We start from the raw sequence: 24,237 nt of genomic DNA, 5'->3' as shown, positions 1-24,237 counted from the left end.
TTCATTGAGAATTTGTCTTATTCCATTGTCTTGGCTACATCATTTGTTTAAATAATATTAAAATGAATCGTAAAAATTGAAGACTAAATCTTGTTTATTTCCACACAATAAAAAAATCCCATGGGAGTTCTCATCCTATGGGATTTTTGCGATAAATACTAATAAGGCAATGTCATCTGACTTTGGCTTAGGTCCACAGTTACTTCATAGTCACTATTGTCACGAATGGTGTGCTCAAAGTCTGTGGTATAGAGAACGAGTCGTAGTTTGTCGCCCTTGTTGAGTTTGTAGATGGTTGGTTGCAAATCCAAACCGATAGTCATCCATTCATTTGGAGTGACATTCTCAATGCTAAGGAGGTTCTTGCGATTTTGCAGGTTAAGGTGTCCTTTGGTAATGACACGATATTTTGCCTGCTTGAATGGCAATTCACGTAAGGCTTCTTCCTTGAAGAGACGGCCGTTATCTAAATTCATGCGTTTGAGTGCGGGAATAGGTGCGAGATACTTCTTGTCACCCATTTCTAGAACTTGGGCCGAAATGAGACCACGGTTTGTGCTAGACTTAACCTTGAGTTTTAGGTGGACACGGCCATTAATCTGGATGTCTTGGTCCAGTTCAAAGTCCAAGGTAATGGCATTGGCTTTGTCTGCAAAGAGGTCGTCTTTGAAGCTTTGGTAAGCTTTACCGTATTTGGCAAAGATTTCCTCTTCATAATGGTTAGCGATACTAGCTTCAGTCTCACCAAGCTGAATGTGTTTACCATTGTCGTGCCCAAAGTTATCGAGAACCTCCCAAGTCTGTTCAGACTGGTTGTTTTGCCAGATGACTGTAGGCAGTGTGTAGCTATTATCCAAACCAAGGAGTTTCTGACAAATCAAGGCGTTCATGCTTTCTCGGAAGTCAATAGACTGCCAGGCATTCATGTAAACGTGGGCACCATTGTGGAAGAAGAGGTGTTTTTCAAGAGAGTCTGGAAGAGCATTGAACATTTGATAGACGTTAATCGGTTTGACATTCCAATCCTGGCTACCATGTGTAAAGACAACAGTGGCTTTGACACGATCTGCGAATTGCACATAGTTACGGTCATGCCAGAACTGGTTATAGTCTCCGTGCGTACGATCAATGGCTTTGCTTAGCTCTTTGAGGTAGGTCTCATAGTCCTTTTGGTGGCGTAGGTATTCTCCAGCTAATAGGGCACGAGAATAGGTAAATTCAGTCAAGGTGTCGAGATCTTCACCAGGGTAGCCTCCAGGACTAACGAGGAGTCCATTTTCACGATAGTAGTCGTACCAAGAAGAAATACCTGCTTCAGCGATTACCATCTCCAAACCGTCAACGCCAGTTGTAGCAAGGGCGTTGGACATGGTACCTAAGTATGAAAGTCCAGTAGTAGTCACCTTACCAGAAGCCCAATCAGCAGTGATTGTATGCTGTCTGCTACGGCTAGTAAAGGCGCGTGCACGACCATTGAGCCAGTCAATGACAGCTTTATAGGCCAGAACCTGTTGATAGTTTCCAGAGGTCATGAAACCTTCTGAGTTGAAGGTACCGACACCGGATACATAGATAGAGGCCACACCACGAGCTAACATGTAATCGTTAAGTGTGTAGGTATCTGTGTGAGCAAAACGCTCCTGAGCCTTTGTGACAGGATTGATAGGCGTAAGGTCTGCCTTTGGTACCTTGATTTCAGGTTGTCTAAGAGAGATTTTACCTGCTGGTTTGACGAGCAAGTCTCCCTCCATCTTGTGGGTGAGCTTATCTGAAGCAGGCTCATTAGTCCCTTGTTGATAAGGGCTTGCTGTCATCATGGCTGGAACTGGGAAGTCCACATCAGGACGTAAGATAGTCACCTTGACCAAGTCTAACTGCCCGTCTTTATCAGTATCTACAGGTGTTTCGACATAAACCACTTCACGGTGAAGCTGATTAGTGTCAAATGTTGCTAAGCTCTTACCATTAAAGAAGACGTAGTCATTACTTACAGGGATTAAATCCTGAGCTACTAACTGATCAATTAAGGTATTGCCAGACTGTGTGCGTGTCGCCAACAATTGATGCAGGTTGTTAAGACTACCATCAAAATTGATTGGAAAGGCCATTTTCTCTAGGAAAGCCGCACTGTCTGTAAAGTCCACATTAGGGACAAATCCTAGCAGTTGAAGAGCCACCAAACCAAAGACATCAGCAGTCAAAGAACGGTCTGATTGGAAGAAGGTTAGGAGGTCAGTCTCTGTATCAGCAATCCAATTTTTCAAAGCCAAATCAGTATCTTCAAAGAAAAGGAAGGACTTGCGAACAAAGGCTTCAAAATTGGCCTTGGCACTAGCATCTAGAGAGACTTCAAAGCCCAAAGAACGGAGTTCCTGACAAGCAATTTCAGGACTAACAGGGATGTAACTAAACTGGTTAAATTTCATATTCAAAAACCTCAAAAATAATACGTAAACATTTCAGAAATATCTTTACATCAGACATTATACTTGATAAAATGATAGATGTCTAAATTATTGTAAAATCGAAAGGAAATAAAGAGACAAATGAATGATTTTTTAAAAGAAGCGTTCACCAGTGAATGGGTTTTGAAATACCTCACTGAGTTTATCGCGACTGCTTTTCTTGTAGCACTTGGTAATGGTGCTGTTGCCAACGTTGAGCTTACGGGAACAAAAGGTAACAAGTCTGGTTGGATTGTTATCGCTCTTGGTTATGGTTTTGGTGTTATGATGCCAGCCCTTATGTTTGGTGATGTTTCTGGTAACCACATCAACCCTGCTTTCACACTTGGACTTGCTGCTTCTGGCTTGTTCTCATGGGTAGGTGTTCCTGGATACCTTGTTGCACAACTTCTCGGTGCCTTCGCAGGTCAAGCTATTGTGGTTTGGGTTCACCAACCTTACTATGCACAAACTGAGAACCCTAACAATATTCTTGGTACCTTCTCAACGATCTCAGCAGTTGACGATCATGATGACACTCCAGAAAATCACAAACGTGCTTGTATTAATGGTTTTGTCAATGAGTTTGCAGGATCATTCCTCCTCTTCTTTGGTGCCCTTGCCTTGACGAATAACTACTTTGGTCACAAGCTTGCCCAACAAGCTCTTGCTGTTGGTTACACTAAAGAAATGGTTGACGGACAGTTCCACGGAGCTCTTGAAACAGCTCACATCGGTGTTGGTTTCTTGGTTGCCGCTTTGGTTCTTTCATTCGGTGGACCTACTGGACCAGCCCTTAACCCAGCCCGTGACTTGATGCCACGTCTCCTTCACCACATCTTGCCAACATCAGTTCTTGGTGAGCACAAAGGTGATTCTAAATGGTGGTATGCTTGGGTTCCAGTTGTGGCGCCAATCCTTGCAGGACTTTTGGGAGTATACTTGTTCAAAGCCCTCTATCTTTAATCAATAATAAAAAATCTGAAGCCAATGCTTCAGATTTTTTTATGCTTAAAATTTTGAACGTAACAAAAAAACTGAGAAAGCATTCTCAGTCACATAGGAGTAGTCATAACCAGAATTGTAGCACCTAAGGTGTAAAGGTTCCACAAAACATGAAGTGTGATACTTGTAGATAAGTTCTCTCTTTTTTGGTAGACCATAGAGAGGGCCAAACCCATTCCGATATAAAGGAGGAGATGGGCAAGATTGGTAGGCATGTGGAAGAGACAAAAGAGACCGGTACTCACTAAAACAGCAACTGTCGAATAAGGGGCTAACCAAGTGAAAATCCACTTGCGAAAGAGTAGTTCTTGCAAGAAGGCTGTAGTCATCATGCTAATGGCTACTGGTAGGATAGGCGTTGTCGTAAGGGTTCTTTGAAGTTCTGCATGGTAGTTGGTGTGGGTCAGTAGCATAAGATTGCTCCCAATAACTCCCATCAGAAAAATAAGAACAAAGCCCCAGATAATAGCTTTAGTATCCTTGCGGTCTAGTCTAAAGTGAGTAACCAAACCTTCACTCTTAGCCCAAAGATAGGTAATGTAAAAAATAATGAGATTGACAGCGATAATTCCCCAGCTTTCAAGGCTAGTGAAGGTCAACCCAGTTTGATTGTTATATAAGGTTGTCATACCTAAGGTGATGTTTGGGATAGCTATCATCAGCAGTAAAAAAAATCCCTGATAGGCATGTCTAAATGCCAGATTATTGACAAGAGTTTTCATAGACTCTATTATACTCTAAAATGAGGAAATAGCTAGTCCTAAGGTAAATATAATATAATGATTTTCATAATTTATGTGAAAGAATGTGAAAAAATTACAATCCTGTTTTTTCTTAGGAAAATCCTTGTCACATAGGCTCTTTTCGGATAAAATAGAAAAGAATGGAGGTTGTCATGACGCAATCAGGGAATTTTAAGTTTCACACACCAATTTTTCGTGTGAATAACAGACAAGAAAATATTGATTTTTACCAAAATACATTAGGATTTAAGCTTTTGACTGAGGAAAATGCCCTTGCGGTCTTCACAGATTGGACAGACCGTAACTCACTTTTTGTGATTGAGGAGTCACCAGCTTACCGTTGCCGTGCGGTTGAAGGCCCTAAGAAAATTAATAAAGTGGTTATCAAGGTTTCAGATCCACTTGAGATTGAGTACCTTTTGGCGCGTGATGATCACCAAGCCAAGGCTATTTTCCAAGGGGAAAAAGGGTATGCTTTTGAAACAATCTCACCTGAGAATGGTCTTATTTTGATGCATGCCGAAGATGACTTGTCTACTCTCAAGACAGTCGAGTACGCAGATGTTGAAGAAAAAGAAGATTTCAAAGGAGTGTCAGACTTTACGGTTGAGTCTTTGACCTTGAACGTTGTTGATACAGCTCAAGCAGCTTTCTTTTACGACAATCTTTTTGGCGAAGAATTGCCTTTGTCTATCCACTTTGAGAAAGCAGAAGGTCCTGACCTCCAAGTGAGTCCAGACCAGACTTGGGATTTGGAAATTCTAGAATTTAAGGTAGCTGAAGACTACGACTTGGTTGCCTTGCATGAGAAACTTGAAAAGGAACAGTTCTCAAGTTACCTAGACAGCAAAGGGAACTTGCTCGCACTCACTGACATGAGCAATATTGAGGTTTGGTTTACAAAGTAATGACTAATTTTCAACAAACATTGTCAACAATTACAGACTACATCAAGGCTGACATCTTTCCAGGTGCCAGCCTTGCACTTTATGACGGACAAGATTGGCAGGAGCATTATCTAGGAACTCAGGATGGAAATCATCCGGTAGTTCCAGGACTGACCTATGATCTGGCTAGTGTTTCCAAGGTAGTCGGAGTTGGGACCCTCTGTCTTTTCTACTTGCAGGCTGGAAAATTGGACTTGGATGAGAAACTATCGACTTACTATCCTGAAGTAGTGGATAAGACGTTAACCCTTCGTCAGCTTCTTTCTCACAGTAGCGGAATTGATCCTTTTATTCCAAATCGTGATGACTTAGACCAAGCTGGCTTGATTGCTGCTATTAATGCTATCAAAGTTAAGGCTGATAAACCTTTCTTGTATACAGATATTAATTTTATTCTCCTAGGTTTGATGCTTGAGAAAGTCTCAGGACAAACACTGGATAAGCTTTTTGACTCCGAAATTTTCCAACCGTTTGGTATGTCTGAAACACGGTTTGGGCCAGTTGACCTTGCTGTTCCAACTGTTGAGGGGGTTCCGGGTGGGACTGTTCATGATCCCAAGGCTCGAGTTCTCAAAGAACACACAGGGTCGGCAGGTCTCTTTTCAACCTTAAAAGACTTAGAGATTTTTGTTAACCACTATTTGACGGATGATTTTGCTAAAAATATGACGCAGAATATCAGCCAATCCAACAAGGAACGTAGTGTCGCTTGGGACCTTCAAGGAGAGTGGATTCTTCATACTGGTTATACAGGTACCTTTGTTCTGATTAACATCCCAGCTCAACGTGCGGCGATTTTCCTCAGTAATCGTACTTACTACAAGGATGAGAGAGCTCAATGGATTAAGGACAGAGATGTTTTAATTGAGATAATGAAGAAGGAGTTGGTACATTCTGACAAATAAAAATAGAAGAGGGACATCTTTTAATCCTCTAGAAGGTGAGATTAGTGTCGGGGCGACACAATTGTTTATCTTTTTGAAGATATGTTTGATAGTCTTGTCTTATGTGACATTTGTATGGCTGAAGCATCTATTTGGTGTTGGTCAGGTCGGGCAAAAGGTGGATATTCCAAAAGTTATTGCTGTCATACTTTTGGTTGTGACATTTTATAGGATGTGGAATGGCATCTTATTTAAACTTTTTCATTTCTGTGGTTACCATGCCCGCCCCTTTGGAGAAGAGGATTACCGAGGTAGAACGTCATATATAGTATTTTTTGAAAAAACGACAGATGCCTACAAAATACTATATGATAAGCGCTCTCTTAGACATCAATTTCTTTATTTCCTAGCGACTCTTGGTAGACTCTACCTCTTAATCATCTTAGTTATTCTAATCGGTTATAGCTTCACCTTAGGAAAAGTTGGCTATATAATCTTCTTGCTCTTATGTGGTGTTTTGATTTTTTCTGTAAGATGGCTCATACATCTGAAAAGTCACTTTGTCCGTTATTTTAACTTAAAAGTTATCTCAGAGGAGTATTTTTACCCTATTTTTCTAAAGAAATAAAGACTAAAGTGATGCTTATACGAAGGGCTCACCAAGTTAATCAAAAATTACCATGTTTTGATTGGAATCATGAAGAAGGAGTTCATAATGGAACGGTCGCTTAAGCCACCTAAACAAAGTAGATTTGTCTCCTGGTTTCTGAGTCTTCTCTTTTGCATGCTTAACGGGAGTAGTCTCTTTGTCTGTGGTATGTGTTTTACAGTGGTGATCATTTTTTTGACGACGGATAGAGATGTAGACTCTTTTGTAGTTTTGGTATTTATTAGCTTGTTATCTAACCTTATTATTTCTTTTTATATTTTGATAAGAGAACTACTATACAAACTGATTCATTGCCTTGGGTATCGTGCCCAACCCGATTTAAAAGTCCTTCGTATGAGAAGAGGGTTTGATATTCATTTTCCTGTGTTTGAAAAGTATGGTCAAGACTATAAGTTGCTCTACAAGAGGCGTTCCAAGAAGCTTCAAATAGAGTATTTGCTTATATGTTTAGGGTACTTTTGTGCACTCACTCATATTGTGATTGGTTACGCCTTTATACTCAGGAAAATTCTGGAGTCCTTAAAATTGACATTTACCGACTTTGCTAGATATCCTGCTTTTTTAGTTTATATGGTAACGATGATCGTTATCATTATGGGAAATCGTAGCTGGAAAAAAATCACAGAGAGATTAAAAGCTAGAAAAAATGTGACAGTTCTAGCTGTCGAGCATGGTTATCCTATATTTGCGACAAAAGAAGAAGCTTAAGCAGTTGACCTACTGCTTAAGCTTTTTTACTTAGTAATGATTTTTCAACAGTAATGTGTTGGATACCAGCCTCTTCAAAGATTTTACCGACTTCCTGATAGCCATTATTGAGGTAGAACTTAAGTGCCCCGAGTTGAGCATGGAGAGAAATAGTCTGGAAGCCTTGCTCTTGTGCAAAATCTTCAGCTTCTTTCAAGAGAATGCTTCCCAGACCTTGACCTTGGTAGGTATCGAGCACCGCCATACGTTGGAGGGTAAGCTGAGTCAAATCTTTATTAGGCAGTAGGCGTACGGTTGCTGCAGCCTTGTCTTTATCATCGTATAAAACAAAGTGAATACAGTAGGCTTCATTTGCGTCAATCTCGATAGAGTGAGGAACTCCTTGCCCTTTAACGAAAACGGTGTTTCGAATAGCCACAGCATCTAGATAAGTCTTTGAAAGTGTATCTCTTGTATGTTTGATAATCATAGAACCAGTGTAACAAAGATTCTAGTATATCGTCAACGAAAAAAAGCTTGATGAGAGGAGTTATCATCAAGCTCTTTATCTTGTTTTATTCATTTATCTTTCGACCGTTTGTATCTTGGATAGGACGGTTATTTTCAAATCCAAGGGTTTGAGTGAATTTCTCCAATTGTTCCTTGCTGACAGTTTCTTGATTCTTGAAGACAATCCAGTTAACACCTTCAGTACATGGTGGTGTTGTCAGGGAACCTTCAAAGTTGTAGTAGTCCTTGTCTTCAGGATAGAAATCATCAAGTGAGATGGCCTGAGAAAGCTCAGTTTCAGTATTGGCCGCTTGAGGCATTTTGTCCCAGATTTGTTTTAAGGCTTGATTTTCATCGCCATAATTATAGAGAACTGAGATAACTGTGATTTTCCCATTATCTGTCTTATATACGAAGTGCCCCTCTAGAGGATAAGTCTGACCATCAATTTCATTCTCAGCTGGTGCGTGAAAATGGAACTGTTGCAACTTGTAAACTTCGTTACCAATCGTTAGGGTATTCTTTGGATTTTTAAAGCTGACTTCAATAGTATGCCCGTTATTTTTAACTTGAGCTTCTGATTCTTGATTATTAAGGATTAGTTCAGGAAGATCAACGTCCTCAGCTCCGGTGATATTGATCGGAGATTGTTCTTTACCATTTTTGCTGAGTTCATAATCTTTCGAAAGGTCACCCCAATGGTCTGGACCAGTAGAGCCAGTATAACCCCATTGAACGTCCTTGGACTTTGAGTTTTTGGTTTTTGTCTCGGATTGGCAGGCTACGAGTAGGACTGTACTTGCTACGAGAGCTACTAATCCAATTAGCTTAAAACTTTTCTTATTCATCTTTCTTCCTTGTACTCTTTTATTTTATTGTCATACTAGTTGACCTGTTATTTGTAAACTAGCAGTTAGACAGTGATAGAGTGTCATTTCTCTGAGGTGCTTCTGAGAGTGAAGTGTTTGGAGAAACCAAACGGAAACGCTTTTATTTTATAGCTAATCTGAGAAAAAAGTCAAATGTAAATTATAGTAGATTTAGAAAACTATAATGAAAATAAGTATTTTACAAAAAGAAAAGAACCCGCTATTGCGAGCTCTTTATTCGTTTTTATCCCAAAGCGTCGTCCATTGAAAGAACTTCGTGGAAGACACGTTGTGTCAATTCAGTTTTTTGTTCTGGAGTGAGGTATTTAGTGTTTACACAGTATCCAGAGATACGTACGATAACATCTTCACCGCTCATGATCTTTTCATAAACGTCTGACAAGTCCATTACGTTCAAGTTAACGTGTTGTCCACCATTTTCGAAGTATCCGTCGAGGATAGTTACGAGGTTATCAACTTGTTCGTCGTGAGTCTTACCAAGGGCACGAGGTGATACTTGAGTAGTAAGTGAGATACCGTCAGCTGCATAACCGAAGTCAAGACTTGCAAGTGAGTTCAAGTTTTGCAACCATCCACCTTTAGCTTTGTTAGATGGGTTAGCACCTGGTGAGAAGAATTCCAATTTAGACAAGTTCACTGAACCATCTTCGTTGAGGTATACCCCTTTGTGAACTGGAGAGTTACCAGTTTGTTTAGAGTAAGCAACGTTAGAAGTGATTGTAAGAAGTGAAACTGTAGCTTCTGCATCTTTGTAGAGTTTGTGGCTACGAAGACGAGTAGTGTAAGCTTCAATCAACCATTCTGCCAATTCGTTTGAACGTGGGTCATCTTCACCCCAACGTGGGTATTCACCGATTGTTTCGTAGTCGTAGATGTAGCCATCTTCGTCACGGATTGGTTTAACTGTAGCGTATTTGATAGCTGCCAATGTATCAACAGTATTTGCGAAACCACAGATACCGAATCCCATGTTAGCACGTTGTTTAGTTGGCAAGAAGGCCATTTGAACAGCTTCGTAGTTGTACTTATCAGTCATGTAGTGGATGATGTTAAGGGCATCTACGTAAGTGTCAGTCAACCAGTCAAGAGATTTTTCGAAGTTAGCTTTAACAGTGTCAAAGTCAAGAACTTCATCACGGACTGGATCGATGTCAAATACTTTGTAGTCTTTATGAACATCGTCGTAACCACCGTTCAAACCAGTAAGAAGGGCTTTAAGCACGTTAACACGAGCACCGAAGTATTGGATGTTGTGGCGTTGCTCTTCGTTTTCTGGGTCAAGTGGTGATACACAACATGAGATACAGCTCATTTCACCGTATCCGTCTTTAGCCATAGTAGTCACACCTTCGTATTGGATAGAAGAGTGCTTGTGGCTCATGTGCATACAGTAGCGACGGAATGAGTAAGGTAATTTGTCAGTCCAAAGAACTGTCAAGTTTGGTTCTGGAGAGTTACCGATGTTGTCAAGAGTGTTCAAGAAACGGTAGTCCATCTTAGTAACACGGTGACGTCCGTCAGCACCCATACCAGCCATAGAAGTTGTGATGAATGTTGGGTCACCTGAGTACAATTGGTCGTAAGCTTTTGTACGAGCAAACTTAACTGTACGCAATTTCATAACGAAATCGTCGACGAATTCTTGGATTTCTGATTCAGTGTAAGTACCACGAGCAAGGTCACGTTCTGCATAGATATCCAATACGATTGGCACACGACCAAGTGAAGTAGCGGCACCATTGATTACACGACATACTGCCATGAAGGCGATGTTTGTCCATTGGATAGCTTCTTTAGTATCGAAGGCAGGACGACGAACATCTACACCGTAAAGGTCACCAAGGCGAACGACATCTTGAAGTGCTTGGTATTGAAGGTTAACTTCTTCACGAAGACGGATAGTTTCTTCGTCGATTTCTTTAATAGCATTCCAGTCGTTAACTTTTTCTTGCATCAAGTAGTCAGCACCGTAAAGGGCAAGACGAGCGTAAACCCCGATGATACGTCCACGTGAGTAAGCATCTGGAAGACCAGTAACTGTGTGAGCGTGACGTGCACGACGGATGTTTGAAGTGTAAGCACGGAAGATACCATCGTTAACTGTAGTCACGTATTTTGTGAAAATTTCGTGTACAGCTGGGTCTGGTTCATAACCGTGTTCTTTCAAAGCAGTTTCCGCCATACGGATACCACCTTTAGGCATGAAGTTCAATTTGAAGAGCTCATCATTTTGGATACCATAGATAAGTTCATCTTCTTTTGAAATGTACCCTGCGTCAATGTCAGCAATTGAAGTTGGACGAGTATCCATTGGGAAGCGTCCTTCAGCTTCATAGCCTGCTTTAGTTTCATCTACGATTTTTTTAATTTTTAGAGAGCGTTCAGTTGGTCCTGCAAGGAAGCTTTCGTCACCATCATAAGGTGTGTAGTTTGCTTGAACGAAACGTGAAACGCTAGCTTTTTCTTTCCAGTCAGTTCCTTTAAAGCCTTCCCACGCTTTTTCAAAAACATCTGTGTTGGTTTTAACCGTTGCCATAGTTTGGATCTCCTATAATTCTAGTAACAAAATCATCTGTTACATTCTCTAGAAGTATTCTATCACACAGTAAACGCTTACACAACTTTAAAACTCCATTTTTAGAGACATTCTTTTATAATACAGTTTTGAAAACGACAAATCTGTATTATAAATTTCTGTTTTTTGATAGATTTTGGTATCATAAGGGGAGAATGCTTTGTAGGCCCAAAGTTTTATGTGAAAAGCTTTACAATGAGATAAGTCTGAGAAAGGAGGCAGGGAGCCATGTTAGAATTTCCTCTAATAAATGATACCAGTCGGAAAATCATCCATATTGACATGGACGCCTTTTTTGCTCAGGTCGAGATGAGGGATGACCCAAGTCTTAAGGACAAGCCGGTTATTATCGGTCATGATCCTAGAAAAACAGGGGGACGTGGTGTGGTATCAACTTGTAATTATGAGGCTAGAAAATATGGTGTCCATTCAGCCATGTCTTCTAAGGAAGCCTATGAACGTTGTCCTAATGCTGTCTTTATCTCAGGAAATTATAGCCATTACCGAGAGGTAGGGATGCAAATTCGTGAGATTTTTAAACGCTATACTGACTTGGTTGAGCCTATGTCTATCGATGAAGCCTATCTTGATGTGACGATAAATAAGCTTGGTGTCAAATCGGCGGTTAAGGTAGCCAAGCTTATCCAGTATGATATCTGGCAGGAAATTCACCTGACTTGTTCAGCAGGTGTTTCCTATAATAAATTTATCGCCAAGCTAGCCTCTGATTTTCAAAAGCCTGCTGGTTTGACGGTGGTACTTCCAGAGGAGGCTCAGGAATTTTTGGAAAAGCTCCCTATTGAAAAGTTTCATGGGGTAGGTAAAAAGTCAGTTGAACGTCTTCATGACATGGATATCTACACCGGTGCCGATCTTCTGAAGGTTCCTGAGATGACTCTGATTGATCGTTTTGGACGTTTTGGATTTGATCTCTTTCGAAAGGCTAGGGGGATTTCCAATAGTCCTGTTAGGCCCAATCGTGTTCGTAAATCTATCGGAAGTGAGCGAACCTACGGCAAGCTTCTTTATAATGAAGATGACATCAAGGCTGAGTTGACTAAGAATGCTAGGCGAGTAGCTGAAAGTGCTCAGAAAACTAAAAAAGTCGGTCGAATTATTGTCATCAAGGTCCGTTATTCGGATTTCTCAACCTTAACCAAGCGTATGACCTTGGACAAATCGACCCAGGATTTCGACACCATCGAAAGGATTGCTCATACCATTTTTGATCAACTGGAGGAAAATAGCAGTGGTGTTCGCCTCTTAGGTGTCACCCTGACAGGTTTAGAGGATCAAGAGGGCAGGCAGTTAGATTTGGATGATTTGGAGTCATGATTTAAAAACAATATAATAGGAAGAGTTTTGCTTCATACCCTGAAAAGTGACCTTGAAGAATCATCAGACCTATGCTATCTTAAATAGTAACCAATAGAAATGAGGGAATAATCTTAATGAAAAAAGTTTTTACTTATCTGGGCTTGATTTTAGCAACCTGCTTGGTTCTTGTAGCCTGTGCTTCCAATAAGCCAGCTGAGAAGAAAAAAGCGACACCAACTCCGACAGAACGTGCCAAGGCTGATGCGACAGTTTTAATTGATACCATGCTTGGAAAATCTAGTAACGGTTTTTCAAAACTCTACGGTGAAAATTACGAAACCTGGACTGAAACGAATGTCTTTGAAAAACAGGTTGCAGACACTATTGAAGAGAAGGGGTATACACCGGAAGAAAAGTATACGTTTAAATACATTGAAGGCTATGATGCCAAGACACCAACTCAAGTACTTTCTAAGTTCCTTAAGGTTCGTCGTAATATGATTGGTAAGATTCAGGACTATAAGCTGAAGGATGTCAAAGTTAAGGGAAATGATGCGACAGTTACCTTTACTTCGCGTTCTGTTAGTGCCTATGGAGCTGCAGCTGCTGTTCGTACTCTCCTTATGAGTCTCTATGACAACGACATTGACAAGTTGAAGCAATGGAATCAAGCTGATAACAACGATGTGGAAAAAGGTAAGGCCAAAGATCTCACAACGAAATTCCTTTATGGTGAAAACTTTAACGGTGATTTGACGCAATTTAAGGACATTGATAAAGAAATATCCTATACACCTTTGACAGGTGCTGATAATCTGGAAAAGACTTTCAAGCTTACCAAAGATGATGGTGGAAACTGGACTATTTCTGTAGAAGATTATAAAGAGCTTGCCGAAGCCTTGGTCGACCATGACGAATCAGGAAGCAGAGCCGTTTACGCCGAACGCATCCATAAGAATTTGTCAGACTATCAACCTGAAGATAGTAGCGACTCAAGCAGTAAGTCATCAGATAAGGATAAGTAGTGTTTTAGTGGATTTGATGTTAAACATGTATGGAAAGCTGTTTTGGACGAAAAGAGTTGTCACTGGTGTGGCAACTCTTTTCTATCTTGTTATTTCTACCCTTACCCCTATAACCTTTATCTATCACCACTTAGGATTTTATTATTAGACGAGTTTGGATGAAGATGGTAAACTATTATCACTAACTATTAATGAAAGTTTCGAGGAATATAGATATGAAAAAATGGCTTGCAGGTTTAGGGATTCTTGGCTTGTCAGTTTTGACTTTGGCTGCTTGTGGAAATAAGAGTGACGGTAAGGCATCTGGTGAAAAGCAGACGATTACTGTTGCGACGGATTCTGATACGGCGCCTTTCACTTTCAAAAAAGGTGACGACTTCAAGGGGTATGATATTGATTTGGTCAAGGCTATTTTCAAGGATTCAGACAAGTATGAGGTCAAGTTTGTGACGACGCCTTTTGATTCCATCTTGACAGGGGTGGACTCTGGACGTTATCAGATTGCGGCTAATGACTTCAACTACAATGAAGAACGTGCGCAGAAATATGGTTTCTCAGATCCGATTTCACGTTCTAACTATGCCATCACCAGTGCTGAGGGAACCAAGTATACCAGCCTAGACGATTTGTCTGGTAAGACGACAGAAGTACTTCCTGGCTCTAACTATGCTCAATTGCTTGAAAATTGGAACCATGCCAATGCGGACAAGACACCAATTACAATCAACTACGCTTCTAGCTCAACTGGTCTTTCAACACGTGTTCAACACATTCAAGAAGGAAAAATTGACTTTATCCTTTACGATGCCATTTCGTCTGAGTACATTGTCAAAGATCAAGGCTATAAGTTGGCTGTAAATAAGATTAAAGACGATATCGGTATGAAGACTGATGGTCTTGAATATCTTCTATTCTCAAATGATAAGCAAGGTAAGGAACTCAAAACCTTTACCAACAAACGTATCAAAGAGCTCAAGAAGGATGGAACCCTTGCCAAACTCAGCAAGGAATACTTCGGTGGCGATTACGTCAGTGATTTGAAATAAGACTGTTAAAAGTTGAGACTGCTGTCTCAGCTTTTTGACGTTAATAAAGCTGAATTATCAGTGATATGATTTCCTTATCACTTTGATAAGAAAAGACTATTTCACAGACTTTCTGAGTCGTGCTAAAATGAATATTATAAAATTTACGATAAGATATTTGAACGGTTAGCACTAGGCTAACCGACTTTTTTAGAAAGAAAGGGCGACATTGTGAAAAAGAGTATAGAAGCATTTAATCGGTCACCTTGGTATCTCCAAGTTATCCTTGGCTTGGTTGGTTTGGCAGTAGCTGTTGCTTTAGCCATTCCCTTATCATGGCTAGTGGAAATCCTTTGGGGCTATGTTTTGCAACTGGTTACGGTTGTCTTCAAATGGATTTCATCTTGGATGCCAGCTGGTAAGCTCTTCTCATGGAAGGCTGTCTTCGATGCTGTTCCTAAGATTGTGGAACGCTTGCCTTTAACTTTGGGATTGACTATTGCAGGTGCCTTCTTCGGTTTGATTTTGGCCCTTGTCTTTGCGGTTGTTAAAATCAATCGAGTACGTATCCTTTATCCAATTCAAGCCGTTTTTGTGAGCTTCTTGCGTGGGACACCAATCCTTGTACAACTCATGTTGACTTACTATGGCATTCCACTCTTCCTTCGTTACTTGAATGGTGAGTTCGGCTTAGATTGGAACATTAATGAGATTCCACCAGCTATCTTCGCTATTACAGCCTTTGCCTTTAATGAAGCAGCTTACATGAGTGAGACCATCCGTGCAGCGATTCAGGCCGTTGACGCTGGGGAAATCGAAGCTGCCCGTTCTCTTGGGATGACATCAGCACAAGTTTACCGTCGTGTCATCATTCCAAATGCAGCGGTTATTGCGACACCAAGTTTGATTAACAGTTTGATCGGTTTGACTAAGGGAACATCACTTGCCTTTAGTGCAGGTATCGTCGAAATGTATGCACAGGCTCAAATCTTGGGTGGTGCCGACTACCGTTACTTTGAACGTTATATCTCAGTTGCCCTTGTATACTGGGCAATCTCAATCTTGATTGAGTACATTGGTCGTTCGGTTGAAAATCATATGGCCATTAAGGCTCCTGAAGCGACTAACATTTCTGGCATTGGAGGTGACCGCTAATGATTAGTATCAAAAATTTGACCAAAGAATTTTCAGGACAAAAGGTTCTCGATGGCATTGATATTGACATTGAAAAGGGTGAAGTTGTAGCTCTTGTTGGTGCCTCTGGTGCAGGTAAGTCAACAATCCTTCGTAGCTTGAACTATTTGGAACAACCTGATTCTGGTACCATTACCATTGATGATTTCAAGGTAGATTTCGAAACAATTACCAAAGAGCAAATCCTTACTCTTCGTCGTAAGTTGTCCATGGTGTTCCAACAGTTCAACCTCTTTGAACGTCGTACAGCCTTGGATAATGTTAAGGAAGGTCTTAAGATTGTTAAGAAACTTTCTGACGAAGAAGCTACTAAGATTGCCAAAGAAGAGCTTGCTAAGGTTGGACTTTCAAATCGCGAAAATCACTACCCACGTCACTTGTCAGGTGGTCAAAAGCAACGTGTGGCCTTGGCCCGTGCCCTTGCTATGAAGCCAGATGTGCTCTTGCTTGACGAACCAACATCTGCCCTTGACCCTGAGTTGGTTGGTGAGGTTGAAAAATCAATCGCTGATGCAGCTAAGTCAGGTCAAACCATGATTTTGGTCAGTCACGACATGAACTTTGTTTATCAAGTGGCTGACAAGGTACTCTTCCTTGAAAAAGGGCATATCCTTGAACAAGGAACACCTGATGAAATCTTTAACCATCCGAAAGAAGAACGAACAAAAGAATTTTTCGCTTCTTATTCAAAACAATATCTTTAAGATGGGATTTTTGTTACAATAGAAAAGGTAATGGGATGGGGCTACATTTTAGTCCATAGTTAAACTCCCACTAGGATGATTAGGAGCTTTTGAAAACCTCAAAGGTGACTAAGTGTCAAGTCAGATACTGCATCGCGCAGTTATTACTAGTCGAATTCAGAGGTTGGAGAATGTTATCTCAGCCTTTTCTATTTCTCACTTTAGGATGTTTTATGTTATTAAATATTTTTAAATTTTACCTCTTAGGCCTTGTGATTGCTTTCTTTATGTGCTTGGTGATTGGTGCCATTTGGCTTGGATGGCGTGCCTTACGTCGTGCAGACAAAACTGTTAAGGAGCGTCAAGGTGCCCTCTATGATGCTATTATGATGTCGATGGTTTCGATTCCCGTTTTGGCATTTGCTTTTATGGCGATTCTTATCGTGCTGAATGCATAATTCTAGCTTTGTTGGCACATTAGGTGTAAGATATCTCTACAAGAAAATCATATAAGGAGTTACTCATGTACGATACAATTGTTATTGGAGCTGGTCCTGCGGGGATGACTGCAGCACTTTATGCAGCTCGTGCCAACCTTAAAGTGGCAACTTTGGAGCAAGGTGCTCCTGGTGGACAGATGAATAACACGTCTGATATTGAAAATTACCCTGGTTTTGAAAGTATCTCTGGTCCTGAATTGTCAATGAAGATGTTCGAACCCTTGGAAAAATTGGGCGTTGAAAATCTTTATGGTATTGTGTCTGGTATCGAAGACAAGGGTGACTATAAAGTTGTCAAAACTGGTGATGAGGAGTACCAAACCAAGACAGTTATCATTGCGACTGGTGCCAAACACCGTCATATTGGTGTTGCTGGTGAAGAAGAGTACAACAGCCGTGGTGTTTCTTACTGTGCGGTGTGTGATGGTGCCTTCTTCCGTAATCAAGACCTCTTGGTTGTTGGTGGTGGAGACTCTGCCGTTGAAGAAGGAATTTATTTGACACGCTTTGCCAATAGCGTGACCATTGTTCACCGTCGTGATGAATTGCGTGCCCAAAAGGTTCTTCAAGACCGTGCCTTCGCCAATGAAAAGGTCAAGTTTATCTGGGATTCAGTCGTTGAAGAAATCAAGGGTGATGATATCAAGGTTCGCAGTGTTGATATCAAGAATGTCAAAACTGGTGAGGTGACTAACCACGAATTTGGTGGTGTCTTTGTTTATGTGGGACTTGATCCAGTTTCAGATTACTTGACAGGTCTCGACATCACTGACCAAGATGGTTGGGTAATTACAGATGATAAGATGGCGACACGTATTCCTGGTATCTTTGCCATTGGGGATGTCCGCCAGAAAGACCTTCGCCAAATTACAACAGCCGTAGGTGATGGTGCCACAGCTGGTATCGAAGCTTACAACTACGTGACTGCACTTGGTGATAAGTAAAATGAATAGAAACTCGGGAGCTTCTCGAGTTTTTTGTGTGGTCTTGTAGGTATTTAGCATGACTAGATTTCTTTGTGGCAACATCTATGTGTAATTTTTTGTTATAATAAAAAAGTCTTACTAAAAATCAGTAAAAACGAGGTGACCAACTTGCGTGTTGTAGCAGGTGATTTTGGCGGGCGTCCGCTTAAAACGTTAGAAGGCAAAACGACTCGTCCAACAACGGACAAGGTCAAAGGTGCCATTTTCAATATGATTGGTCCTTTCTTTGATGGAGGGCGTGTTTTGGATCTTTTTTCTGGGAGCGGTAGCCTGGCTATTGAGGCTATCAGTCGTGGTATGTCGTCTGCTGTCCTCGTGGAAAAGGATCGTCGGGCACAGGCTATTATCCAGGAAAATATCAAGATGACCAAGAGTGAGAAGCAGTTTCAGCTTTTGAAGATGGATGCAACGCGTGCATTGACACAATTGACAGGTCAATTTGACTTGGTGCTTTTAGATCCGCCTTATGCCAAAGAGCAGATTGTGGCTAATATTACTCAGTTAGAGGAGCAAGGGCTCTTGGCTGAAGAAGTTATGTTGGTTTGCGAGACGGATAAGACTGTGGACTTGCCTGAAGAAATTTCAAACTTTGGGATTTGGAAGCAGAAAACCTATGGTATCAGTAAGGTGACCGTTTACGTGCGTTAGCCTTTGATAGGGAAGTTGTAGAAAGGAATGCTATGACAAAGATTGCTATGTTTACGGGGTCTTTTGATCCGATTACCAATGGGCATATGGATATTATTGCCAGAGCCAGCAAGCTCTTTGATGAGCTCTATATTGGACTATTTTATAATAAAAATAAGCAGGGCTTCTGGGACATTGAGACTCGCAAGCGTATCTTGGAAGAGGTTGTAGCAGATCTTCCCAATGTCAAGGTTATAACGGCTCACGATAGTCTGGCTGTAGATGTCGCCAGAGATCTTGGGGTGACTTATCTGGTTAGAGGCCTTCGTAATGCGACAGATTTTGACTATGAGGCTAATATGGATTATTTCAATAAGGGGCTGGCGCCTGAGCTTGAAACGGTTTATTTGATTGCTAGTCATGAGGTGACACCAGTGTCCTCGAGTCGTGTGCGTGAGTTGATTTATTTTGAGGGGGACATTAGTTCTTATGTTCCGCAAGCAGTTGTTAAGGAAGTGGAGGCCAAGCGTGGCAAACAAGAACGAATCTAAATCACTATTAGGGAAAATTTGGCGGATTAAGTGGTGGTTATTAAGTATTTTTACGGTACTTTTCCTCCTCTTTTCCCTCTTTTTCCCGCTAAATAATTATTATGTTGAGCTTCCGGGTGGGGCTTTTGATACTAAGGAAGTTTTGACTGTAGATAAGAAAGCTGATGATTCAAAAGGATCCTACAATTTTGTGGCGGTGGCTCAAACCAAGGCAACTTTGGCCCTTATGCTCTATGCTCAGCTTAATGATTTTGCAAAGCTTCAAACAGCTGAAGAGGCGACTGGAAATTACTCTGACGAAGATTTCATGCGTATCAACCAGTTTTACATGGAGACTTCACAAAACCAGGCGATTTATCAGGGCTTGACTCTGGCTGGTAAGGAGGCTAGCTTGGAGTATATGGGTGTTTATGTGCTTCAGGTGGCTGATGATTCTAGTTTTAAGGGTGTCCTTAATATTGCGGATACGGTGACAGCTGTCAATGGCAAGACCTTTGATAATTCTACTGACTTGATTAAATACGTCCAAGGACTTAAGTTGGGTTCAAAAGTCAAGGTCACTTATATGACAGAGGACAGAGAAAAGACTGCCACTGGTAAGATCATTAAGATTGCTAATGGTAAAAATGGTATCGGTATTGGTTTGACGGATCATACTGAGGTCAAGAGTCCTGAAAACGTGAAGTTTAAACTTGATGGTGTTGGTGGACCAAGTGCGGGGCTTATGTTTACTTTGGCTATTTACGATCAGGTGTCTGGTCAAGACCTCAAGGCTGGCCGTAAAATTGCTGGAACAGGCACTATTGAAAAGGATGGGGCTGTCGGTGATATCGGTGGGGCCTACCTCAAGGTGAAATCAGCGGCTGATAGTGGCGCAGATATTTTCTTCGTGCCAAATAATCCAGTAACTAAGGAAATGAAAAAGGCTGATCCGGATGCCAAGACTAACTATCAAGAGGCCAAGGAAGCTGCCAAGAAACTGGGGACCAAGATGAAAATCGTCCCTGTTAAAACAGCTCAAGAAGCCATTGATTATTTGAAAAAGACTAAGTAAGAAGAGAGAGTAGGACAGGCAGAAATCCATGATTTTTGTCCTAGTCTTACTCTCTTTTTAAGGTCAAAGTGTTATAATAGTCTTTATGAAAAAACGTTATAGAACAGTCAATGATTACTATCGTGAAATTTTTGGCGAAAAGATTTTCAAACTTCCTATAGATGCGGGCTTTGATTGTCCCAACCGTGATGGCACAGTGGCCCACGGTGGCTGTACCTTTTGTACGGTATCGGGGTCTGGGGACGCCATTGTAGCTCCTGAGGCGCCGATTCGTGAGCAGTTTTACCATGAGATTGACTTTATGCACCGCAAGTGGCCAGAAGTTCAGAAATATCTGGTTTATTTTCAAAACTTTACCAATACCCACGCGCCGCTTGAAGTTATCAAGGAACGCTACGAACAGGCTATCAATGAGCCTGGTGTTGTTGGTATCAATATCGGTACCCGCCCAGACTGTTTGCCAGATGATGTGATTGATTATCTGGCAGAACTCACAGAACGTATGCATGTGACTGTTGAACTTGGTTTGCAGACGACTTATGAAGAAACGTCAGAACTCATTAACCGAGCACACAGCTATGAACTCTATGTGGAGACGGTTAAGCGTGTGCGTGAGCGTGCGCCCAAGGCTGAAATTGTATCGCACCTGATTAATGGATTACCAGGGGAAACCCACGAGATGATGGTGGAAAATGTTCGCCGTTGTGTGACGGACAATGACATTCAGGGAATCAAACTCCACCTCCTCCACCTGATGACCAATACGCGTATGCAAAGAGATTACCACGAGGGGCGTCTCAAATTGCTGAGTCAGGAAGAGTATGTGTCAATCATCTGTGACCAGTTGGAAATCATCCCTAAGGATATCGTCATTCATCGGATTACTGGTGATGCGCCGCGAGATATGTTGATTGGTCCTATGTGGAGTCTCAACAAGTGGGAAGTCCTTAATGCCATTGACAAAGAGATGGAACGTCGTGACTCATGGCAAGGGTGCAAAGTAGCTAGCGAGAAGGAGGAAAAAGCATGATTAAACGACCCATTCATCTATCTCATGACTTTCTAGCAGAAGTGCTGGATGATGAGAGTGTAGCTATCGATGCGACCATGGGAAACGGCAATGATACAGCCTTTCTGGCTGGTCTTGCCAAGAAGGTTTATGCCTTTGACGTGCAGGAGCAGGCGCTTGAAAAGACCAGTCAACGCTTGTCAGACCTGGGAATTGAAAATGCGGAACTCATTTTAGATGGTCACGAAAATCTGGACCATTATGTCACGGAACCTATTCGAGCAGCTATTTTCAATCTGGGCTACCTGCCATCTGCAGACAAAAGTGTCATCACTAAGCCCCATACGACTCTTGAGGCCATTGAGAAAATCCTTGATCGCTTAGAGGTTGGTGGGCGCTTGGCTATTATGATTTACTACGGTCATGATGGTGGTGATATGGAGAAGGATGCTGTGCTAGAGTACGTTATCGGTTTGGACCAGCGTGTTTTCACAGCTATGCTTTACCAACCCCTTAATCAAATTAATACCCCACCATTTTTGGTGATGTTGGAGAAATTACAATGATTACAGATATTAAAGAAAAACTTGCAGATATGCAGGCCAAATATATTGATAGGCAGAGTGCCGAGGGTACTTTGAAAAAGGTTGATAATCGTAAAACGGCTAAGATCAAGAAAAAGTTAGCTAGTCTTGAGGTCGAACGTTGCCATAAACTTTTAGCCAAGGAAGATGTCACTGCCATTGATAAAAAAATTAGTAAGCAAAAAGAACTATTCTCAAACTGTTGTCATAAGGAAGGGTAGGAGGAGCTATGCATCTATCGTTAGCTTTGCTTGTTCTTCTTTTTAGCTTGATTTTATCGAACGTTATTAATCGTGTCTTTCCACGTCTTCCCTTACCTTTGATCCAAATTATTTTTGGAGTGGGTATCGGTTTTCTTTTTAAGGAACGTGCTTTCGAGCTTGAAACGGAACTTTTTCTAGCTTTCATTATTGCTCCCTTGCTGTTTCGTGAGGGTGAAGAAAGTGATATTACCAGTATTCTACGTAACTGGAAACTCATTCTATTTTTGATTTTTCCAGTTATCTTTGTGTCTACGCTGGGAATCGGTTATCTTGCTAAGGCCGTCTTGCCTGCTTCGGTACCCTTATCTGCCTGCCTAGCCATTGGTGCTGCCCTTGGGCCAACGGATTTAGTGGCCTATTCGGCTATTTCCAAACGTTTCAGTTTTCCAAAGTGGATTAGCTATATTTTGCAGGGTGAAGGTCTTCTGAACGACGCCTCTGGTTTGGTTGCCTTCCAGGTGGCAGTGACTGCATTGACAACAGGTGCCTTCTCCCTCCTTGGTGCTAGTTGGAATTTGGTTATTTCTGTGCTTGGTGGTTTTTTAGTTGGCTTAATTACAGCCTTGTTTAATCGCCTCTTTTTGACCATTTTGGACAATATGGATGCTGCAGATGTCACAGGTGCTCTCTTACTAGAGTTGGTACTACCAATTTCCTCTTACTTTGTAGCCGAGGAAATTCATGCTTCTGGAATTATTGCTGTTGTTGTAGCAGGGATTTCGCTTGCCAGTCGCTTTAAAAAAATCACCGTTTTTGATGCCAAGTTGGATAGTGTTTCTCATACGATTTGGGGAACCATTACCTTCATGCTTAATGGTATGGTCTTCTTCCTCTTGGGAACAGAACTTCCAACCCTAGCAGCCCCAGTACTGCGTAGCAGCACTTACGATAATCTCTGGATGCTTCTTGCTATCATCCTTTTAACAGCGACCATGTTTGGCATTCGGTTTGTTATGATTAGTGCGGTATTTGCCCAAAGAGCTTGGAGGGCCAAACGATCACTAAAAAAAATCTGGAAGGGTGCTACTCTGTTAACCTTTTCAGGTGTTAAAGGAACGGTTTCCATTGCAACCATCCTTTTGCTTCCAGTTGCCAATATGACCGCTCTGGAACATAGTCTCTTGCTCTTTACGGTAGCGGGTGTGACCTTGCTGAGCTTCTTAACGGGGATTTTAGTCCTACCTAAGCTAGCCACTGGTCCAGCGCATACGACCAACCATTATATGCAGATTGCCATTCTCAATGATGTGGTCGGTGAGTTGGAAAAAGATCTAAAACAGTCTACCAATCAAGGGGCTGTCTATGCTACGATTGATAACTACAATCAACGCTTGGAAGATTTAATCTTGGAGCAGGAATCAAATGATATCAAAGAAGAGTTGGCCAATATCCGAGTAATGATTATGGAAATTGAGAGTGAAGGCCTGGAATATGCCTACAAGAAGGGTAAGATTTCAGAACTCGAATACAATCTCTACCAACGTTATATCAAGGGCTTGGAACGTCGTATCAACCGTGGTTTTGTCTCTAGCCTTTCTTACGCCCTAGCTGTCTTTGTGCGTGGCCTTCGTAGATTGTTGCACTTGGCTCTTACTTTCAAGTTTCGTATTGATCAGGATGAAACTAGGAGAGGACCTAGGTTGACGGAAGAAAACCGTGACCATATGGCTGAACTTTATTTAACAAATACGGAGCAGATTTTAGAAGCCTTGAGTAATCTGGAAGGTGTTTATCACTCAGATCTCTTGTCTTATCTGAAACGCAGTCGCCTTCAAGAAGCTGAGATTATCCAATCAGGTGCCTTTGTTGAACGGGTTATCACCCACCTTCATCCAGACAATATTGATGAAATGTTGCGAGGCTACTATTTGGAACGTAAGGTTATCAACGAGTACGAGCAGGCTGAACTTATCTCTAGCCGGTATGCCAAGCAGCTTCGTAAGGAAGTCAATACTTTGGAGGATTACTCTCTCAAAGAAACTAGCAACACGTTAACTTATGATATGATTAATCTGGCTCGAGGTCGAGCTTAAGCAATGAATGTTATCGCAAAAAGAAGCCAAG

Annotated in this window: 24 protein-coding genes; 19 read left to right on the top strand and 5 right to left on the bottom strand. The window is 41.5% G+C overall.

Going from position 1 to position 24,237, the window contains the following annotated elements; translation table 11 throughout:
• Positions 1–158: 158 nt before the first annotated feature.
• Positions 159–2,426, bottom strand: a complete 2,268-nt coding sequence (locus PCY16_RS02660) for a Xaa-Pro dipeptidyl-peptidase (protein ID WP_195413535.1) — start codon at positions 2,424–2,426, stop codon at positions 159–161.
• A 120-nt stretch (positions 2,427–2,546) separates the two neighbouring features.
• Here PCY16_RS02660 and gla point away from each other — a divergent pair, with 120 nt between their 5' ends.
• A complete protein-coding gene (gene gla / locus PCY16_RS02655; protein ID WP_195413536.1) occupies positions 2,547–3,410 on the top strand; it encodes an aquaglyceroporin Gla in 864 nt (287 codons plus the stop codon).
• Positions 3,411–3,499: 89 nt separating this feature from the next.
• Here the strand turns inward: gla and PCY16_RS02650 are convergent, their stop codons facing one another.
• On the bottom strand, positions 3,500–4,078 hold the full coding sequence (locus PCY16_RS02650) for a CPBP family intramembrane glutamic endopeptidase (RefSeq protein WP_229056624.1): 579 nt from the start codon (positions 4,076–4,078) through the stop codon (positions 3,500–3,502).
• Between the two features lie 266 nt (positions 4,079–4,344).
• Here PCY16_RS02650 and PCY16_RS02645 point away from each other — a divergent pair, with 266 nt between their 5' ends.
• The 4 genes from PCY16_RS02645 to PCY16_RS02630 all read left to right on the top strand — a co-directional run bounded on the left by PCY16_RS02645 (position 4,345) and on the right by PCY16_RS02630 (position 7,401).
• Positions 4,345–5,100: a CppA family protein gene (locus PCY16_RS02645; RefSeq protein ID WP_195413538.1), complete on the top strand. Its 756-nt coding sequence runs from the start codon at positions 4,345–4,347 to the stop codon at positions 5,098–5,100.
• Positions 5,100–6,044: a serine hydrolase domain-containing protein gene (locus PCY16_RS02640; protein WP_048674831.1), complete on the top strand. Its 945-nt coding sequence runs from the start codon at positions 5,100–5,102 to the stop codon at positions 6,042–6,044. Before PCY16_RS02645 ends, PCY16_RS02640 begins: the two co-directional genes overlap by 1 nt.
• Before the next feature lie 103 nt (positions 6,045–6,147).
• Positions 6,148–6,651, top strand: a complete 504-nt coding sequence (locus tag PCY16_RS02635; RefSeq protein WP_142255245.1) for a hypothetical protein — start codon at positions 6,148–6,150, stop codon at positions 6,649–6,651.
• A gap of 87 nt (positions 6,652–6,738) precedes the next feature.
• The gene (locus PCY16_RS02630; protein WP_048674824.1) at positions 6,739–7,401 is read left to right on the top strand and encodes a hypothetical protein; all 663 of its coding nucleotides are present in this window, start codon (positions 6,739–6,741) and stop codon (positions 7,399–7,401) included.
• A gap of 16 nt (positions 7,402–7,417) precedes the next feature.
• On the opposite strand, the gene PCY16_RS02625 is transcribed toward PCY16_RS02630, so the two are convergent.
• The 3 genes from PCY16_RS02625 to pflB all read right to left on the bottom strand — a co-directional run bounded on the left by PCY16_RS02625 (position 7,418) and on the right by pflB (position 11,316).
• Entirely contained in the window at positions 7,418–7,870 is a 453-nt protein-coding gene (locus tag PCY16_RS02625) for a GNAT family N-acetyltransferase (protein WP_195413540.1), read from the bottom strand.
• A gap of 85 nt (positions 7,871–7,955) precedes the next feature.
• Positions 7,956–8,738, bottom strand: a complete 783-nt coding sequence (locus PCY16_RS02620; RefSeq protein ID WP_195413541.1) for a carbonic anhydrase — start codon at positions 8,736–8,738, stop codon at positions 7,956–7,958.
• Between the two features lie 265 nt (positions 8,739–9,003).
• A complete protein-coding gene (pflB, locus tag PCY16_RS02615; protein WP_195413542.1) occupies positions 9,004–11,316 on the bottom strand; it encodes a formate C-acetyltransferase in 2,313 nt (770 codons plus the stop codon).
• A gap of 267 nt (positions 11,317–11,583) precedes the next feature.
• Between pflB and dinB the strand changes: the two genes are divergently transcribed.
• The 14 genes from dinB (at position 11,584) to PCY16_RS02545 (ending at position 24,206) form a co-directional block, all read left to right on the top strand.
• A complete protein-coding gene (gene dinB / locus PCY16_RS02610) occupies positions 11,584–12,690 on the top strand; it encodes a DNA polymerase IV (protein ID WP_195413543.1) in 1,107 nt (368 codons plus the stop codon).
• 116 nt (positions 12,691–12,806) lie between these two features.
• A complete protein-coding gene (locus tag PCY16_RS02605) occupies positions 12,807–13,697 on the top strand; it encodes a peptidase (RefSeq protein WP_195413544.1) in 891 nt (296 codons plus the stop codon).
• Positions 13,698–13,912: 215 nt separating this feature from the next.
• A complete protein-coding gene (locus tag PCY16_RS02600) occupies positions 13,913–14,743 on the top strand; it encodes a transporter substrate-binding domain-containing protein (protein ID WP_037598431.1) in 831 nt (276 codons plus the stop codon).
• A 387-nt stretch (positions 14,744–15,130) separates the two neighbouring features.
• The gene (locus PCY16_RS02595) at positions 15,131–15,877 is read left to right on the top strand and encodes an amino acid ABC transporter permease (protein WP_195413558.1); all 747 of its coding nucleotides are present in this window, start codon (positions 15,131–15,133) and stop codon (positions 15,875–15,877) included.
• Positions 15,877–16,620 (top strand): amino acid ABC transporter ATP-binding protein, encoded by a 744-nt coding sequence (locus PCY16_RS02590; protein WP_195413545.1) that lies wholly within the window; start codon positions 15,877–15,879, stop codon positions 16,618–16,620. Before PCY16_RS02595 ends, PCY16_RS02590 begins: the two co-directional genes overlap by 1 nt.
• A gap of 212 nt (positions 16,621–16,832) precedes the next feature.
• Positions 16,833–17,057 (top strand): DUF4059 family protein, encoded by a 225-nt coding sequence (locus tag PCY16_RS02585; protein WP_022495904.1) that lies wholly within the window; start codon positions 16,833–16,835, stop codon positions 17,055–17,057.
• A gap of 32 nt (positions 17,058–17,089) precedes the next feature.
• Positions 17,090–18,043, top strand: a complete 954-nt coding sequence (gene trxB, locus PCY16_RS02580; RefSeq protein WP_255296714.1) for a thioredoxin-disulfide reductase — start codon at positions 17,090–17,092, stop codon at positions 18,041–18,043.
• A gap of 93 nt (positions 18,044–18,136) precedes the next feature.
• The gene (gene rsmD / locus PCY16_RS02575; RefSeq protein ID WP_227039374.1) at positions 18,137–18,733 is read left to right on the top strand and encodes a 16S rRNA (guanine(966)-N(2))-methyltransferase RsmD; all 597 of its coding nucleotides are present in this window, start codon (positions 18,137–18,139) and stop codon (positions 18,731–18,733) included.
• A 32-nt stretch (positions 18,734–18,765) separates the two neighbouring features.
• A complete protein-coding gene (coaD, locus tag PCY16_RS02570; protein ID WP_139723724.1) occupies positions 18,766–19,263 on the top strand; it encodes a pantetheine-phosphate adenylyltransferase in 498 nt (165 codons plus the stop codon).
• Entirely contained in the window at positions 19,241–20,317 is a 1,077-nt protein-coding gene (locus PCY16_RS02565) for a SepM family pheromone-processing serine protease (protein ID WP_195413546.1), read from the top strand. The genes coaD and PCY16_RS02565 overlap by 23 nt, the downstream gene beginning before the upstream one ends.
• Before the next feature lie 85 nt (positions 20,318–20,402).
• Entirely contained in the window at positions 20,403–21,347 is a 945-nt protein-coding gene (locus PCY16_RS02560; RefSeq protein ID WP_195413547.1) for a TIGR01212 family radical SAM protein, read from the top strand.
• Positions 21,344–21,892, top strand: coding sequence for a class I SAM-dependent methyltransferase (locus PCY16_RS02555; protein ID WP_013991103.1), 549 nt, complete (start codon positions 21,344–21,346; stop codon positions 21,890–21,892). Before PCY16_RS02560 ends, PCY16_RS02555 begins: the two co-directional genes overlap by 4 nt.
• On the top strand, positions 21,889–22,131 hold the full coding sequence (locus PCY16_RS02550; RefSeq protein ID WP_061389500.1) for a hypothetical protein: 243 nt from the start codon (positions 21,889–21,891) through the stop codon (positions 22,129–22,131). Before PCY16_RS02555 ends, PCY16_RS02550 begins: the two co-directional genes overlap by 4 nt.
• Positions 22,132–22,139: 8 nt before the next feature.
• Complete coding sequence (locus PCY16_RS02545; protein ID WP_195413548.1) at positions 22,140–24,206, top strand: sodium:proton antiporter; 2,067 nt, start codon at positions 22,140–22,142, stop codon at positions 24,204–24,206.
• Positions 24,207–24,237 lie beyond the last annotated feature (31 nt).

Origin of the sequence: Streptococcus sp. SS4 (genome assembly GCF_030440125.1) — a bacterium.
Lineage (GTDB): Bacteria > Bacillota > Bacilli > Lactobacillales > Streptococcaceae > Streptococcus.
Note: the sequence above shows the minus strand (reverse complement) of the source record. Positions and strands in the feature narration are given on the sequence as shown.